The 17,972-nt window shown below is 36.8% G+C and carries 5 protein-coding genes; all 5 read right to left on the bottom strand.

Annotation, left to right across the window (positions count from 1 at the left end; translation table 11 throughout):
• From P3L40_RS19010 to P3L40_RS18990, 5 genes are read right to left on the bottom strand one after another with little or no spacing between them, the layout of a single operon-like run.
• Positions 1–774: a thioesterase II family protein gene (locus P3L40_RS19010; RefSeq protein ID WP_004239723.1), complete on the bottom strand. Its 774-nt coding sequence runs from the start codon at positions 772–774 to the stop codon at positions 1–3.
• Positions 774–1,862 carry a Gfo/Idh/MocA family oxidoreductase gene (locus P3L40_RS19005; RefSeq protein ID WP_000801189.1) on the bottom strand — a complete coding sequence of 363 codons (1,089 nt, stop codon included), beginning with the start codon at positions 1,860–1,862 and terminating at the stop codon, positions 774–776. Before P3L40_RS19005 ends, P3L40_RS19010 begins: the two co-directional genes overlap by 1 nt.
• Positions 1,862–11,077: a type I polyketide synthase gene (locus P3L40_RS19000; protein ID WP_004239722.1), complete on the bottom strand. Its 9,216-nt coding sequence runs from the start codon at positions 11,075–11,077 to the stop codon at positions 1,862–1,864. The genes P3L40_RS19005 and P3L40_RS19000 overlap by 1 nt, the downstream gene beginning before the upstream one ends.
• Positions 11,078–11,089: 12 nt before the next feature.
• Positions 11,090–17,194, bottom strand: coding sequence for a non-ribosomal peptide synthetase (locus P3L40_RS18995; protein WP_004239721.1), 6,105 nt, complete (start codon positions 17,192–17,194; stop codon positions 11,090–11,092).
• A gap of 20 nt (positions 17,195–17,214) precedes the next feature.
• Positions 17,215–17,952, bottom strand: a complete 738-nt coding sequence (locus tag P3L40_RS18990) for a class I SAM-dependent methyltransferase (protein WP_000371013.1) — start codon at positions 17,950–17,952, stop codon at positions 17,215–17,217.
• Positions 17,953–17,972: the final 20 nt, after the last annotated feature.

The following is a 17,972-nucleotide window of genomic DNA, read 5'->3' as shown; positions in this document are numbered from 1 at the left end:
TTAATCATTGATAAATTGGTGATAAAAATCAATAATAAAACGACAAAAAGTATTTGGGCGTGTAATTGGATAAAAGTGATCTCCAGCGATGCAATTAATAGTGCAATGCTTATCTATCCAATCTTGCCATGCTTCAACTTCGTTTTTATCAGCTTCACTATCATGACTACCATACATTAATAAAACAGGGGTATGAAAAAGCCGTTTAGTGCTTTTTTGAAAAAAATAACGCTCGGTAGCAAGGAAATCAGCACGTAATAATGGCATAAACTGTTTTAACAACTGTGGCTGCTTGATTAATTCAGCATCACATCCACCAATGGCAATTAATTGTTGAATAAAGTCATCATCATTTAAATCACTCAGTAATCTCCTTGCTTGAATATGAGGAGCTTGGCAGCCTGATAATATTAGTCCAGATAATTCCCAGCCATTTTTTTCTAATTGAATAGCAGTTTCAAAGGCAACTTGGGCCCCCATACTGTGACCGCAAAGTAATAATGAATTATGCCGTGGTGGATAAAATTTCTTTATTATTGTTATTAATTCATTGGCTAATAACCCAATATCATTAAAGGCTGGTTCTTTAAATCTGCAACCATGGCCAGAGTAATTAACTAATTGACAATTTAACCCTGAAATATCGGTAGATCTCCACGAGTTAAATGCACTATTACTGGCACCAGCAAATGGGCAAACCAATAGGTTAGCATTGTCTTTATTTACATTTTGCTCATTTAAAGGAGTAATATATTTGGGAGATTGTTTTATCATTATTTTCTCCGTCCACTACTTTTGGTGAAGTTCATTCGCTTAAATGGCGCAATTGTGCCATCAATGGCTTTACCTGCTGTTTGCAATGTTTTTATCCATAATTGAGATAAAGCTAATTGGTAATGGGGTTGTAAAATCATTGGTTTTTTATCATTAGGTAATTGCCAGCATTTATCTATCTCTGCCAGTAAGTAATTAATAGCTTCTGGTGCTTCACATTCCATCACATCCTGCCAACTATTTGGTGGAGTATGAAATGAATGAAACAGTGGTTCATCAAGCTCCATCGTGGCAGGAGATTGATACATGGCTTTTTTACTATCTTGGTGATGATGAATATAAAGCGCATTATTCCATTCTACTGGCCCATAACTTCCAGCGAGAGTTAAATAACCAGCTGGCCAGCCTAATATCATATGATGCATCACGAGGCTATGCTGATCAGGATCGTTAGATGACAAATGTTTTTGTAGGCATAAAAGCAAATCACCAGTAGGGTTGGATAGTCGTAGAAATTGTAGCGGGGTATTATCTTTTTCTAATGTGACTGTAATATCATTAGGGTGTAATTTCATTGCTTGGCAATATATATCTAAGGCGGAATAAATTAATTGCCTGCTTGTGATAATTTGTCCCCACACTGGTCGTTGTTGTATTTGCTGATATATCTTCTGTGTGTTTTCTATCCATAAACGTCCTGCTTTATTATGTGGATAGAGGCTGTTAACGATATAGTGGCAATGCATTTTTTCTGCTAATGATTGTAGTCTGGTAATTTCATCAGGATGTACAGGATGTTCCTGTACAACCGAGATCCCCCGTTGTAAAAATGCTTGCGCAAGTTGGCTACCTTCGCCACCAACAATGGCTGATCGCACAACAATACAAGCTAGATCTATTTTTTCAGGTAGTTGATCAAATCGAGTAAAAAGTGGAATACCGAATGCTTTAGATAATTCTCGAGAACGAGTGCTACCTTTGGAAAAAAGGCCAATAAGATGCCATTTGTCTTGAGGTTGTATAAATGCATTGAGATAAACCTCTCCAAATTTACTGCCTACAATCACCACTTTTTTTGCCGGTTTCATTAATTACCTCCTTCGGATGGATATCCGTTATTAGAAAGTTTTTGTTGCACCCACTGATCAATGATTTCGGCCAGATGTGTGCTGGTAGCGCGATCTTGCAGTATTGACCAGTGCTCCCCTGAAAAATAGTGATGTTGGGTATGTGGCGGTAATCGTTGGTACCACTCTTTTTCAGGTGATGTCCATTCTGTTGGGTGGTTGGTGGCTTCCAGCCATAAACAGGCGATATCATCAGATAATGGTAGGTCACTTTCAGGTAGGAATGACATAAGTCTTTTAGTGCATGCAAGCTGCTTATTTTCATCTGATGAACTATCTGAGTCATCATGACAAAATTTAATAAAATCATGTCGATAGACGGGATCTATTAATACTAATAATACGGAATGATTTTGTTGCGAGAGTTGTTCTGCAAGGTAACTGGCAATAAAAGCACCATATGACCAACCAATAAGAATATAAGGGCCAGTCTGTTGTGCTGTTTTTATGCTAGATAAATGTAATGATAACAATGTATCCAAATCAGTTAGTTTTGAAGCATCTGTAACTGTTAATCCCCACACTGTATTATTTAACGACTCAGCAAGAGGTAGGTAAACACCGGGATCACCATCAGAAGCATGTACCATAAAGTAGTGGTAAGGTTTTGGAGCAGATACAGCGCTTAGAGGTATCAAAGAGGAGTACTCTCGTTGAGATTGCTTTTCCTGCTCTAAATGAGCACAAAAATCGGCTAAGCATGGATAGGTAAAAATCTGTTGTAATGTTGCTGGATATCCCCGTTGATGTAATTGGCTGATCATTTTGGTTGCAATCAAACTATCTCCTCCAGAACGGAAGAAATCATTTGTACTATTGACCTCACGACCTAATAACTCAGACCATAATGCAATGATTTCATTAATCATATTGGTTGGTACATCAGGTATTGCAACAGGTTGTATCTGTTCATTTAGCTCTTGAGCGGATGATGTTGCTATGCCATTAAGGGTTGCTTCAATATTTTCACATTGGAACAACTCAAAAGAGTCGATATTCTGATCAAGAGAATGAGATAAATAATCACGTAATTTACCTAAATAAGGTTTTCCTCCACGAGTGGGAGAGGCTAAAAAGAGTGTTTGTCGCAAAGATGAGGAATCTGTTTGGGGCCATTGACCAATAGTTTCAAAACCAGTATTGATTAAAATATCATGCCAACTTTCACTATCAAGCATCGCTTTATTCGTCAATATACGCTTATCTTGATATGCACTTAATCCCTCAATAAAGCCAACAGTCGCCATTTGCATAGCACTTTGACACTCGGTTGCTTCGATAAATAATAAATAGCCTTGAGGTTTTAACAGGCTTCTAATCCGTTTTAGTGCGTGGCCGATATGTGATGCATCATGTAATACATTAGATGCAATGATCAGATCATAGCCATTATCTGGATGATGAGAAAATTGTATTGGTGCATTAATATCAAAGAGTTGATAGCGCATTTCTCCTACAGCAGTGAATTTTTTTCGCGCTTTATCAAGGAAGTAATGTGATATATCAGTAAAGGTGTATGAGTAATGCGTATTCTTAAGTACTGCGACTATACCTTGAGTGGTAGCTCCTGTACCTGCCCCTATTTCTAAAATATTGAGTGAAGATGTTGCACCAACCATTGCACTAACAATATCTTTTGCACATTGATTTAAATAATTTAGTGCAGGGTGTTTGGCGTATAGTGCTGTGGTAATTTCATCTGAATTAAAAAGTAGTGAAAGAGGAGAAACCTTACCACTAAAGAGTAATTCATGTTGGGTTAGTGATTGTTCAAGGTAATCCCAAAGTACATATTCCCAATCATTAACAGGTTGTTGAAATACTGGGGCAGATAAACATAAGTTAATAAACTGTGTTGTGGCATAAAACTGATCACCCTCTTTGGTTAATAAGTGATGCAGGCATAATAAATCTAGCCACTGACTAAGTAGCCTCTCATACTGAGGCTTTGCTTTTAAACGAGCCACTATTTCAGCTAGGGTGATTGGTGTGTTTAGCTCGGTAAAAAGAGCATTTCGATACAGTGTGTGACATATGCCATACCGTGCTCGTTCCTCAAATCGTTGCCAACTCTTTTCAATAATGTCACTGAGTGAAGCTGATGGCGAAAGTAAATTAGGTAACCAATTGGGCTGTTTAATAACGGATAGTGGAATATCAGAAGAGGCTTCAAACAGTAATTGTAGAGGAGGCTCTACTTTCGTATCGTCTTTTACCATTACCATAGCATGAGCACGTTTGATTTGCGGATGATTTTCCAATGTTTGCTCGAGTTGTTGATAGCGTGATTGGAGGTGATTATCTATTGCTAAATGTTGATATGAAGGAAGTTGCGCAATAATCTTATCAACTGATTGATTATTATCTTCATCTTGGCATAATTGAGTGATCAAGCTTTGATAATCAGAGAACATCATTGTTAATAAACCGTCAGCAAAGATGTCATCCATGCAGAACCAATTTAATGTTAGCCCCTCTTTTCCTTCCATTACTTGGTGATCTAACCAAACTTGAGGTGTTTGCGCGAAGCTATATACGGGTTGGCCGAAAAGCTGATTTAATGCTTCATCAATATTGTCACCATCTAGTGTCATACCTAACATGCTAGTAAATACAATAGGTAACAGAGATTGGCTACTATCCCCTTTATAGCGTCCCCATTCACGTAAAATCTCTACACCATTTACTTGGGACTTACTTAAATGTTGCCAAAGTCTGCGCTGTATTTTTGCCATTGACTCATTTAATGTACAGTCGTTATCTAGATAAATATCTATAGGGAGTACAGAGGTAAAATCACCAATAAGTTGTGTAACATCTGGGTGCCATGGTTGACGATTAAAGAAAGTTAAGTTTAGTGTAAAGGCTGGGTATTTTGTCCAGCGACCTAAAACTAAAGCAAAAAGTGTTAAAAGCCCTGCTGATGGTGTAATACCATGCTTTTTCCACCTCTGTTTTAATTTGTCCCATTGCGCTATAGAAACATGATGTTGGAAAGTCGTAAAACGAGGTTGTTCAGTAATGGATGAATTCTTTATCGGTAAATATGGGGCAGAAGGTAAATCAGATAATAGATCCTGCCAGTAACACCATGCCATTTTCCACTCATCACTGTTACGATTTGTTTGATTTTTTAAGCAGTAGTCGCGGAAGGTAAATGTTTGTGGTATTAATTCTTGTCCTGAATAGGCGTTAAATAGATCATCAAACAGAATTTTAAAGCTCATGGTATCAAACTGCAGTAAATCTAGATTGATATGTAATCTGTAACAATCGTTATTTAGCCAAGAAATTTCAACTTCAAATAATGGCCATGACTCAGTCGGTAATACCCGATAAGAAAGGGCTTCCCTTATCTGTGTTAGGCTCTCTTGTTGCTCTTGTTGGGTTAAATTTGTTAGGTCATGTTGAATAAAATGAAAATAAGGAACTTCTTTTAAGATACGTTGTTGTCCATCATCATCTATGATCATTCTCAACATATCATGACGCTGAATAACTTTATTCCAAGCTTTTTCAAGTGAGGCCGGCTCCCATATATGGCGTTGACAATCCCATTCAAAAATTGCATGGCAAGCAACGCCTCCGTAGTTAAAGAGGTTTTTACGTCCGATCCAATAGGCGTGTTGAATTGGTGTTAATGGAAATGGGGCATATCGTTCTGACTCCATTGTGTGGGAAATGTTGTCTTGATTATGGAGTGCTTCTGTCACAGTAAATTTCTCAGGTGCTGCGGTTCGAATAACTGAGGCTAAACCAGCAATAGTCATATCATCATAAGATTGTTCAGCGTCAATATTGACCGCAAACTGTTTCTTAATTTCCGCACTGAGATCGAGGAAAGAGAGAGAATCTAGTCCTAATTGGAATAGTTCAATGTGAGTATCAATATGTTCATCACCAAGACGCAACAGTTGTTTGATGCATGCTGTTAGCCACTGTTCTAAGTTATCACCAACGCGATAATCAACCCTGTTAGGGCTTACCGGCTCTGTTTGATCCGTTTGAGTTGGGGTTTCACAAAGCTGGCGAGTGTGATTAATTTCATGGTTATCATAATGATCATTATGATTAGTCTGATGAAATAAAGGCGTTTTTTGTGTCATTAAAGGTGGAGTCGCTAAGCGCATTGCAAGGCGACAAGAGGTATTATCTAGCAGACAAGCATCTAAATGTGCCAGTCCTTCCTCAGTAGTAAGCGTACTCATACCTTTGTGTTGTAATTTATCATGGAGTTGTTTTTCTGCCACAAAGCCAACACTTTGCCATGCCCCCCAAGCGATAGAAATGACGGTTAATCCCTTGATATTGCGACGTGCATATTCAGCTAATCCATCTAAATATCCACAAGCGAGGGAATGAGCTGCTTGTCCTTCAGAGCCTATAGTTGCAGCGGCAGAGGAGTATAAAATAAGGTAACTGGCATCTGTTTTTTCTAAAGCATCACAAAATTGCTTGGCAGATATCGCTTTAACAGAAAATACGTCAGACATACGCTTAGGGGTGAGTTGTGTCATAAGTGCATCATCCAAAATACCTGCACTGTGTATAAGCCCCTCAATGCCACCTTCATTTTCAAGCTGAGTGAGTGCTGCATGACATTGAGCGTTATCACGACAATCACATGTTAGCCATTTTATTTCTAGCTGGTTAGATTTCTGTAAGTTATTCATCCAATCTAATGCGCTGCTATCAGCTCGTGGTGCCAAAATAGCGATACGTTTAGCACCTTGCCTTACTAACCAACTTGCTGTAATTCGACCTAAGCCTCCAAAACCACCAGTAATAATATGCCAGCGCGGGGATACCATGATGTTCTGCGCTATGATCGTAGAAGATGAGGGCAGTGGGGTTAATTGTGGTAAGTAGCAGCAATGGTTACGAACAATAATTTCATTATTACCTTGTTCTATTTGTATAAAAGCAGGAACTAATTCAGACCATGAGGCATTTATACCTAAATCAACAATGGCAATTAACCTTGAGCTATATTCTTTTTGAATAGTTTTTAATAAACTTCGAATACTACGTTGTGCTGGATTAACCGTTTCTATGGCAGTTAATGCCCAGGCTTGTTGCGTGATAACAACAAACCCATCAGACGATGACAGTAATATTTGGCGGATCTGCTCGGCGATAATTAAAGGATCTGCAAGGTTGGCAACGATTAATTGATTTTCGCCCTGTTCAGAAAGACATCCAATAGCGGATAAAATAGCTGTGATTTCAGAAGGCAATGTTTGTTGATGGTTAAATATTAATGTTGGCTTGATAAGATCTTGTTCCACACAAGGTGTTAATTGCCATTGGTAGTGTGAACTTTGTTGTATCTTGGTGTCACTAGGTAACTCTTGATCAAAGTGATCGTTTTCTGTCGAAACACTGGCGAGAATAATATGTTCACACATATCTTTGGTTTCTGGTAATGCATCAGGTAACCAGCGAATATGTTGAAATCCTGCTAAGCGACACTGTTGATGCCATAATTCTGGTGATAAAAATAGTTTTCCTTTACGGATCTTTTCATCATGGAGGGGTAACACCAGTGGGCCAAAAACAAAATCAAATAAGCGAGCTTGTTTGGTTATTTCGCGCATAAGCAAATGACCATTGGAACGCAGTAAAGTACGAAGAGCAGTTAATGTATCTCCAATATGTTGAGTGGCATGAATAACATTAGCAGCAATAATAATGTCATAATAATCAGATTGAAAACCTTGTATTTCAGGGGATTGTTGTAAATTGAACTCTCGATAGTTAACAAATGAATATTGACTAAATTTTTGTGCGGCACGTCGGGTGAAGATAGGTGAAATATCGGTAAATTCGTATTCAACATGTTGTATGGTTGATAAAATAGGTAGCAGCCAAGAGGTGGTTCCTCCCGTGCCACCACCGACTTCAATAATTCGCAAAGGCTTAGCCACAGTGGGCTGGTAGTGAGAAAGTAATCCTTTAAGTACCGCGGCAGCAATTTGGTTAAAATAACGACCAAAACTAAAATCTTGATAGAGAACTTCAACACCTTGAGATGCACCTTCAGGAAAGATCACTGAAACAGGTTCAATCACGCCTGTCATCATATCGTAGAGTTGCTCTCCTGCTCGCTTGACGGTGTCAGGAATAGATTGAAGACCTTCGCTATCTAATTGTAATTGATGGAATAATAATGGTAATTTATCACTAGAAATAGATTTTATTTTTTTATAGTAGTTGTGCTGATTTATCTGTTGGTAAATATAATATCCATCCTCAACACAGGCCTCTAATAAACGTACTAATAATTGATAATAGCGGGGTAAAATGCGTCCTGCTCGCATAATATCGATTACAGACATGGGGGTATTCAACTCATGGCCTAAACACGAGCATATCATTTTATCGACGTAATAATTATGTAAAGTGGTAAGTGTTGAATTAAATGAGTTTAAACGAGGAAGATCGAGTGTTGTAAGCGCTTTTAATGCCGTTTCACGACCTTGGCTAATAGGTAAATCAAATGCGCTTTTTTGTGGTTGATATTTTTCACTATCCTTTTTTTCATACCAATAATATTGTTTTTCAAAGGGATAGAGAGGTAATGGTATATAACTTCCTTGAGTTTTAAACAGTGACTGCCATGGTAAATCATAGCCTGCAATAAATAGGGTTGTTGCAGCCTGTTGTTTCATCTGAATTTCATCAACTCCCATTCTGGCAGTTGGTATCCAACTAATCTCAGTAATGCCTTCACGTTCACCAAGATCACTTAATACAGAAGTTGGTCCTAATTCTATAGCATGGGTGACACCATGATTGACTAACGTTTGTATTGCATCTTGATACATAACTGTATTGCGTAGTTGCTGAGCCCAATATGATGGATGTTGAAGTTCTTTTTGAGAAATTAATTGCCCTGTATAGCCTGAGACTAAGGCTATTTTTCCTTGTGAGGCTGATAATGACTCAGTAAATTCCATCAATTGATCAAGAATATTATCAATATAAGAGGTATGAGCAGCACACACGTTATTCATTTCTCTAAATCGAATATTCTTTGCTTTCAATATTTGAGTAAACTTTTGCATATCATCGGGTTGCCCCGCGAATGATAAGTTGTTATGGCCATTAATTGCAGCTAATTCAACATGACATTGTTTAGCAATGATTTGAATATCTTGATATTCTGCAAATACAGCAATCATTTCACCATTAACATGACTTTCCATTAATTGTCCACTATATACAGCAAGTGGCATCATTTGTTCGATTGTATAGAAACCAGCGATAACGGCTGCGGCATATTCTCCGCAAGAATGACCTACAATTATTTCAGGTAAAATACCGATTGCTCGCCAATGTGCTGCCATTGCGATTTCATAGGCGACAATAGCCGCTTGAATATAACTGGCATTAACAAGTTTATCGCTATGTAGGCCAAACATGACTTCTTTTAACGGAAATGTTAAGTGTTGCAGGCATGCTTGCTCACAACGATCGATTGTTTCGGCAAATGTTGTTGAATGTTGGTACATCACTTTACCCATAGCAGGATATTGTGATCCCATACCAGAAAATAGCCACGCTATTTTCTTATTTGTTGATGTATGACCATATTGTATTAAAGAATCAGCACTTCCTTGAGAGAAAGCTAACAGTGAAATATCACTCTCACTTGTTAAGGGGATAGATAAGCGCCATGGTAAGTTGAGTTGTCTTTGCTGTAATGCATTATGAGCCAGAATGTTTGCTGGGGTAATTTTTATTAATGGTGCATAATCACCAGCAAGTTTTTTTAGACTCTCTTTTGTGGCGGCACTAAGCAATAATGAGTATTCAAAATTATTGTCTACCTCTTGTTCAGGTTTGATTGATACTAATGAGTCAGGCAATGATTGCACAATGATATGACAGTTTGTTCCACCAATACCAAATGAAGAAACACCAGCAGTTCGTATTCTGCTAGACCAAGCTTTAGGGTTTTTAGGAATGTAGAACGGGCTTTTTTCTATTTGTAATTGAGGATTTGGGTGATTAAAATGCATAGATGGAGGAATAAGTGCTTTATTTACCGCTAATATCGTTTTAATTAGGCCAGTGATACCTGCTGCTGTATCCAGATGTCCGATATTGCCTTTAACTGAGCCAATAGCGCATTTAGAAGCAGTAAGAGAGCGATCAGCGAAAACCTGACATAATGCACTAAACTCAATTGGATCACCTAATGGTGTAGCTGTTGCGTGTGCTTCAATAAGTTCAATATCTTCATTTTTAATATCGGCCAGTTGTATTGCTTCTCTAATAACTGAAACTTGGCCTGCTACGGAGGGAGCTGTGAATCCCGCTTTTTGATGACCATCATTATTAATGGCACTACCACGTAATACAGCAATAATTGTGTTTCCATCCACTAAGGCATCTTCAAGACGACGTAACACTACAATACCAAATCCATTACCAGCAAAAGTACCGTTTGCCTCTGCATCAAAAGGACGACAAATACCATCTGGTGAGAAGATCATGCCTTTCTGATATAGATAACCACCGGTTTGTGGAAATGTGATACCAATTCCACCAGCAATAGCCATACTGCATTCACCAGAGCGTAAACTTTCACAAGCCATATGTACGGCAACTAAGGAGCTAGAACAAGCGGTTTGTATAGTTAATGCTGGACCAGTTAAATTTAATTTATATGCAATACGTGTTGCGAGATAGTCTTTATCATTCCCTAATAATTTTTGCATGCCACGGACATGGCCAATATTGTGCAATGCTAAATCTTGCTGGGCAGGATAGCTGCTCATTCTTGCTGAAGCAAAAACGCCTGTTTTGATGGTTATATTGCAAGGGGCATATCCAGCATGCTCTAAAGCATGCCAAGCACCTTGTAAAAAAATTCTTTGCTGGGGATCGATAAGTTCAGCTTCTGAGCGTGAATAATTAAATAGAGTAGCGTCAAAATATTCCGCTTCATCTAACGGCGCGCCACGATTAACAAAATCAGGTGAATGATAAGTTTGTTCAGCGACACCTGCGGCTTTTAGTTCTTCTTCAGAAAAAAGACGAGAGCTATCGTGTTTATTAATTATGTTATGCCAAAATTGATCAATATTTTGTGCATCAGGGAAGCGACCAGAAAGACCAATAACAGCTATAGGTTCACTATTACCATAGAAAGTTTCAAAATTCAGCATGATTAATATCCTTTATCTACTATGAGTTCGTAGTTGTAACCGTTTCTTTCTCTTGTTTTTGTGTTTGTCTCGGTCGGAATATTGCTCACATGTTGGTGAAGTGTTTTGCCAAAGCAATTGCGCTAATGTACTTAGATTTGGACTAGCGAACAGATCAGTAATTGTAATATGGCTATAGCCATTTTTTTGTAGTGCTGCATGAAGTTGAACCAATTGTAAAGAGCTGGCACCTGCTTCGAAAAAATTTGTTTCAGGTGCTAACGTTATTCCAATAACTTGCTTAACAAGTTGTTGTAGTTTTTGTATTGTCTGACCTGTTTTTTGTGTATCAGTAGATTGTTTATAATGTGTGTTTTGATTATTTTTGGCATTGAAAACTGGGGTGATGACGAGATTATTGCATCTTGGTATAAGTTTATTTAGTGGCAATTGCCAAGATTGTGGTTCAGTAGCCAGTTTAGTGAGTATATGTTCATATTGCTGGAACATGGAAAAAATGGTTGTGTAGTCAAATAATTGTTCGACAAAATCCCAGTTTAAATATAATTCACCGTCTGACTCATATACTTGATGATCTAGCCATGTTTGTGGTGTTTGTGATATTCCCCAAACAGGTTTTAGCCATGAATGATGAGAAAGAAAACCTTCATCATGTTTATAGCCCAATGCACAGGTAAAAACGACAGGTATCTCTATATGAGACATCTGTCGTTGAATTGCCATTTCACGCATTACTTTGATGGCTGAAACACTACGATGTTGCATATCTTTATGTAAACGTTTTTGCATCATTGAGATACTGTTTGACCAAAGATCACAGGTATACCAATCGAGTAATTGTAATGAGGTAAAATCACCAAGTACTTCATTTATTTGAGGATGTACAGGATGCCGATTAAATAATGTCAAATTAATTGTTAACTCAGGGCTTTTACTCCATGCGGATAATGTGGCGCAATAAGCAGCAATCAAAAGTGCTGCTGGCGTAACATTATTTTGCTGAGCAACTTGTTGTAGTGCTTGCCAAACAGAAGTAGATAATGATGTTTGTAAACGCGAGAAGCGAGGTTGCACAATCTGTGCTGGATCTTTTATTAGTGGCAATTGTGGGGCTGGTGGTAATTGTGGTAAACGCGTTAACCAATATTCCCAATCATTTTGTGTGTTAATCGGATAGGCATCACAATCAATATAATCTCGAAAAGTAATATCTAGAGGGATAAATTGGTGATTTGGCTCCATATACAGTGTTTTTAGCTCACTGAAAAATATCTGCATACTCATTCCATCAAGGAATAAGTTATCAAGGCTAATAAAAATATGATCTGGTTGTTCTTTGGTCTTGATAACTTGAATAGTAAATAAAGGCCAAATTTCTGGATCATAAACAATGTTAGCAAGTTGAGCTCGTAATACTAGAAAAGCGTCACTTTTTTCTGTAGGGATATAATGCGTTTTAACGGAATAATAAGGAACTTTTTTAAGTACTTGTTGTTGTCCATTAATAATGACACCACGTAACATATCATGACGAGAAATCAACTGATTAATTGTACGTTCTAATTTAGGTACATCTAAATTTTCCGCTATAAAATGGACAAAAAAATGTGTACCAACACCCCCAAGTGTAAAATTATTTTGCCGTCCAACTAAGTAAGCTTGCTGAATATCAGTGAGTGGAAATGGATTGTATCTATACGCCTCGTTATGTGAAATTGCTGGCTGTTTTTCGAAAACTTCGCTCTGCTTTATATTTTGTGCAAAATCAGAAAGGATCGGATAAGCAAAGATATGCTCCAGTTCAACTTGGTAGCCAATATGGTTTAAATCAGAGATCAATCGAATAGCAACTAGGCTATCTCCCCCTTCACGAAAGAAATGACTGTGACGGTGTATCTTGTTGGTGCCAAGGAGCTTTTGCCATATTGTTATGATGATCTGTTCTTTACCATTGATAGGTTGTTGATTTAGGTATTCTTCTTGGTATTCCTGACAATACAATTTTAATGATTGGTTATCTATTTTGCCATTTGCGGTTAAGGGGAACTCAGTTAGAAAATAAATATGTTTTGGGATCATATAGTCTGGTAAAAATTGGCGCAAATCATGCTCTAGCTTATTTTTATCTGGTAAATAAATTTTTTCTGGTGCTTGGTATAACTGTGTCAATATTTCGCCGTTAACTCCTTCACTTTTATAAGTCGCAGTAGAAGCGCTAAAGATATCTTTGCATTTTTTTGCTGTTAATAATTCATCAGCAGGATCACTACCATTTTGTTGTAATAAAGAGATGCTTATCAGTGATTGTGCAGGGGCATGTAACACTTCTTGTATAAAAATCATTCCACTCGGAGCACAGAGTGAAACGAATTTTTGTATCTCTTTTTGTGGGCTGTCTAATCGATGAAGATAATTGTTCATCCAAATGATATCTGCACTATATCGATTTTTATGAAGAAATACTTCTGTAAGAGGCTCAGCATAACTATTTTGATAATCTGATAAATTTTGGTTAGCTTGCGTTACCATTGAAAGAGACTCATCAGTTAGCAGTAGGGTAACCATATTAGTGGGTAATCGTTGCAGAATATAATTTGCTGAAATACCGCTTCTAGCACCTAATTGAATGATTTTTATTGGCCTTTTTAGTGAATGATGAAGTTCTCTTATTTGTTGTAGTAAATTTTCTAAGGAGTAGTGCATTCCATCAATACGCATAGTGACTTGTTCTGGTGACCAATAGGGATCATCAAATAGTGTTAGAGCTGATTTTTTACCTTTGAGTATGTCTGTTAAATTGTTTTTGTGGCGCTGCAAATTTTCTATTAGCGTTCGCTGGGTACTATTAGTTGGGGGGGAATTGAGTGTAGTTTGTGGATATTGTGCTATTAAATTTAGCCAATTAGCCATTAATGACTGATAGCTAGCGATAATGCTATGGTCATCTGCTGATTTTTTTTCTGACAAGAGGTTGTCGAAATCAATATTTTGTTCAGTAAGATAATCATATAAAAATCCAGCTATGATTGCCGTTTCTTGGGATTGTTGTTGTACATTTATTGGGGTTGAGCGCAGATAGTAGAGGGGAGAAAAGGTGCTATTTGAACTGATAATATCCTGGTAATTACCCGAATTTAGTATCACAAAAGAGTGTAATGCTTTTTCTTTATTACCATTACCAAGGCATAGTGTAATCGCATTTTGCACACCCTGAAGCTTATTGAATGCAGCATCAATTTCCCCTGGTTCTATACGGTATCCGCCAATCTTAACTTGGCGGTCACGTCTTCCTAAAAATTCAAGTATACCGCCAGGGAGATATCTTCCCATATCACCTGTTTTATACCAATTTTCACCATTTTGTTTTACAAACTGTTGTGCTGTTTTTTCGGGATCGTTTAGGTAGCCTAACGCAACGCCTGCACCACCAATCCAAAGTTCTCCTGATACCCAATCAGGGCAATCTTCTCCTCTAGCATTAACAATACGATAACGTTGGTTGGATAAAGGATATCCATAAGGTATCGAGCTCCAGGATGGGTCTAATGTTGTGACATTAAAATAGTTAGACCAAATAGCGGCTTCTGTGGCACCTCCCATGGCGACTATTTGTCCATCAGGGCAGAAATTATAGTAACGTGTCGGGAGATCAAGCCCAATCCAATCTCCAGAGAGATAGATTAATAGCAGCGATTGTGGAATGGATGACCCTATTCCTTCTGCATAGGTTAGTAACATATCAAACAGTGCAGGTACGCTGTTCCAAAGTGTTATTTTATGTTGGTTAATAAGTCGTAACCATGCATCAGGATTACGGCGCTCATCTTCTTTAACTAATACAAGAGTCCCTCCGGCATTTAAAACACCGAAAATATCATAAACAGACAGATCAAAATGTAGTGCTGATATGGCAAGTACCCGATCTTTGTCTGAAATGTTATATCGCCGATTGAGATCAAGGCAGGTATTCATTGCGCTGGCATGGGATACAACAACACCTTTAGGCTCTCCAGTAGAACCTGAAGTATAAATAACATAAGCTGCTTGATGAGGAGATATATCTATATTGTGTAGTGGTTTATTCTCGGAGGGTTGAACTTTTTGCCAAACAATCCTGTTACAAAATGTAGCATAGATTGAATAGGATGGATCGCTATCAGATACGATGAGTAATGAAAGCTGAGCATTTTTAGCAATGCGGTTTATACGTTCTTCTGGTTGTAGTACATCAATCGGAACATAAGTTCCCCCCATTAATAAAATAGCCAGAACGCTAATGATTTGCCCTACTCCTTTTGGCATACATACACCAATTCTGTCTTCTGGTTTATAACCTTGTTGTATTATTTGATCACTGAGTATTGTTGCTTTAGATAATAATTTTTTGTAGCTCCATTCCTGAGAGTCGATATCAATGACAGCAATTTTTGATGAATTTGAATAATTATGGAAAATAGACTTATGCAGTGTATGTGGTAATAGTGAATTATCTTTTTTGATAACTGATATTCTATTTTTTAATTGTTTTTTAGGAATTAAATCAGGTTGGGTTTCAATCCAGGCATTAGGATCGTTGGCAAGTTGGCGTATACGAGAAATATAAACATCAAATATTGTTGTTATAACATCATTCCGGAACAAGTCATTGTTATAATCCCACTGTAAAACAATATTTCCACTTTTGTTAATTGCCATGTGATCAAGCCAAACTTGTGGGGTTTGTGATATTCCCCATCCTATAGAACCTAATACAGATTCTATATTTTTATCAATAAGTGGTTGATTAATATGGCTAGTAAAGACAACAGGACACCCATAAGGATGGGTGCCATTTTTACGAAGGTCTCTAATGATATCAATACCAGAATAATCAGAATGTTGCCAAGCTTCAATAAATGTATTTTGATTGTCTTTAGATAATGAAATTAATGGTCGATTGTCTGTTTTCATTTCTAAAAGAATGACATTAGTAAAATCAGCTATAATATTATTAACTGCAGGGGCTAATGGCTTTCTATCAAATAATGTAAAGTTGAGTAATAAGCTATTTTGGCCAGTCCATCTTGCAAGTACAGATGAGAAACAGGTTGCTAATGCAATGGAAGGTGTAATATTATTTTCTTTAGCCAAATTACTAAAGTTTTTCCATTCTTTTGAGCTAAATGTCCAGCTAAGGCGTTTAATTTTTATTTTATTTATTTTTTCTGGATCCATATATAATGGCAGAAGAGGAGAGTCTGGTAGGTTTGGGATTTTATTTTTCCAATATTGATATGCTGATTCTTTGTTTTCATACTGTTTTTTATCTTGTAAATAATGGTAAAAGTCATAGTGCTCATCTAACTGAGGCAGTATTTCTCCGCTCAATAATAAACAAAGTTCAGTAAAGAGTAATGAATAACTTGTACCATCTGCAATCAACATATCAATATTAGTACATAAACGATATCTGTTGTTAGGTAGCGATATCATGTGAAAATCAATTAACTGACCGCTTTCAACATTTAGTACCTGATGGCTTAATTTTTCCCGTAATTGTAAAAGTTTTTTCTCATACTCATCTTTTGGTAATTTACTAAAATCATGATATGTAACATATTTTCTATTTGGGTTAGGAGACCAAAATTGTGTACCCTGTTGGTGAAATACTATATTCAACATGGGATGACGTTTTGATAATAATACTAATGCTTTCTCTAAACTTTCCGGAGTAAATTTAGGGGTGCCATCAAATTCTTGATAAATTTGGCAAGCAACACCACCAAGAGTTTGTTTATTCAAACGGCCGACAAAATAGGCATGTTGTATAGGTGTAAGTGAAAACTCACCAGCATTTTTTATTGTTTTATGTGTATATATATTATCTTTTCTTTCTTTTTTATTTATATCTGATTTTTTTAATATTTTATACCATCCTTTTATTGTTGGATTTAAATACAAATCTTTTAATGTTATAGCATAACCATTTTTTTGGAAAATATATAAACATTGCATAAATCCAATTGAATCAAGACCTAATTTTATCAGATTGTCCTTATCTGAAAATTTATTTTTGTCAATGTTTATTTGCTTGGAACATAATTCTTTTATGTTATTAATATCACTTAATATTTTCATTTCTATACCTTAATTATGAGTTATTTATGGCGGAGGATTGCCATTGGTACAGTACTTGAGCTAATGTTTTCATGGACCAATCCTTCTCTTGATGCCTCCTTAATTACTTGTTCAATTCCAAAAGTATACCAATCTCTTTCTATATTAAAATTTCGTATGACTTTATCGTCTTCTATGATTTTAAAATTCATATTCCAACGAATAGCCTCTTGATCTATAGGTTTGCCACTTAAATAAATTTCATAGATATGGTTCCCTATTTTTTTACTATTTAATAGTATCTTAGAAATGTTACAAGGCGTATTAAACGGCATTGTATCTACCAAAATAGCACCTTTTTTTTCTAGCCCATTTGCAAGCTTATTCCATAATATTTTTCTATCATTCTGATTAAAATATCCTATACAGCCACATATAATAGCGGCAGAAAATGATTTTGGTAGAATGGTATTTTGAAATGTATCAGCAATCACAGTTACTTGGTGTTGTATTTCAGGTAACATCATAATTCTTGTCATTAGGCCAATACGCATAGATGCAGACGGTTCAATTGCAAAAATATGTATGTCTGGAAACATTTGCGCAATTATACTTAATTCTTGGCCAGTGCCGGAACCTATATTTAACCAGTTGCCTGTTTTTACTCCCATAAACTTCAAGGATTTTATAAATGTATCTTTACGAGTTTCCCAATGAGGTTCGCTTAAAATATCATACATTTCAGCAGACTGAGTATAATAATCTTCATAGTTATCCATTCTGTAATTACCTTATTCAA

It is taken from the genome of Providencia sp. PROV040 (genome assembly GCF_032706145.1).
In the GTDB taxonomy this organism is placed as follows: Bacteria; Pseudomonadota; Gammaproteobacteria; order Enterobacterales; family Enterobacteriaceae; genus Providencia; species Providencia hangzhouensis.
The sequence above is the reverse complement of the archived record's forward strand: the minus strand, read 5'-3'. Positions and strand labels throughout refer to the sequence as shown.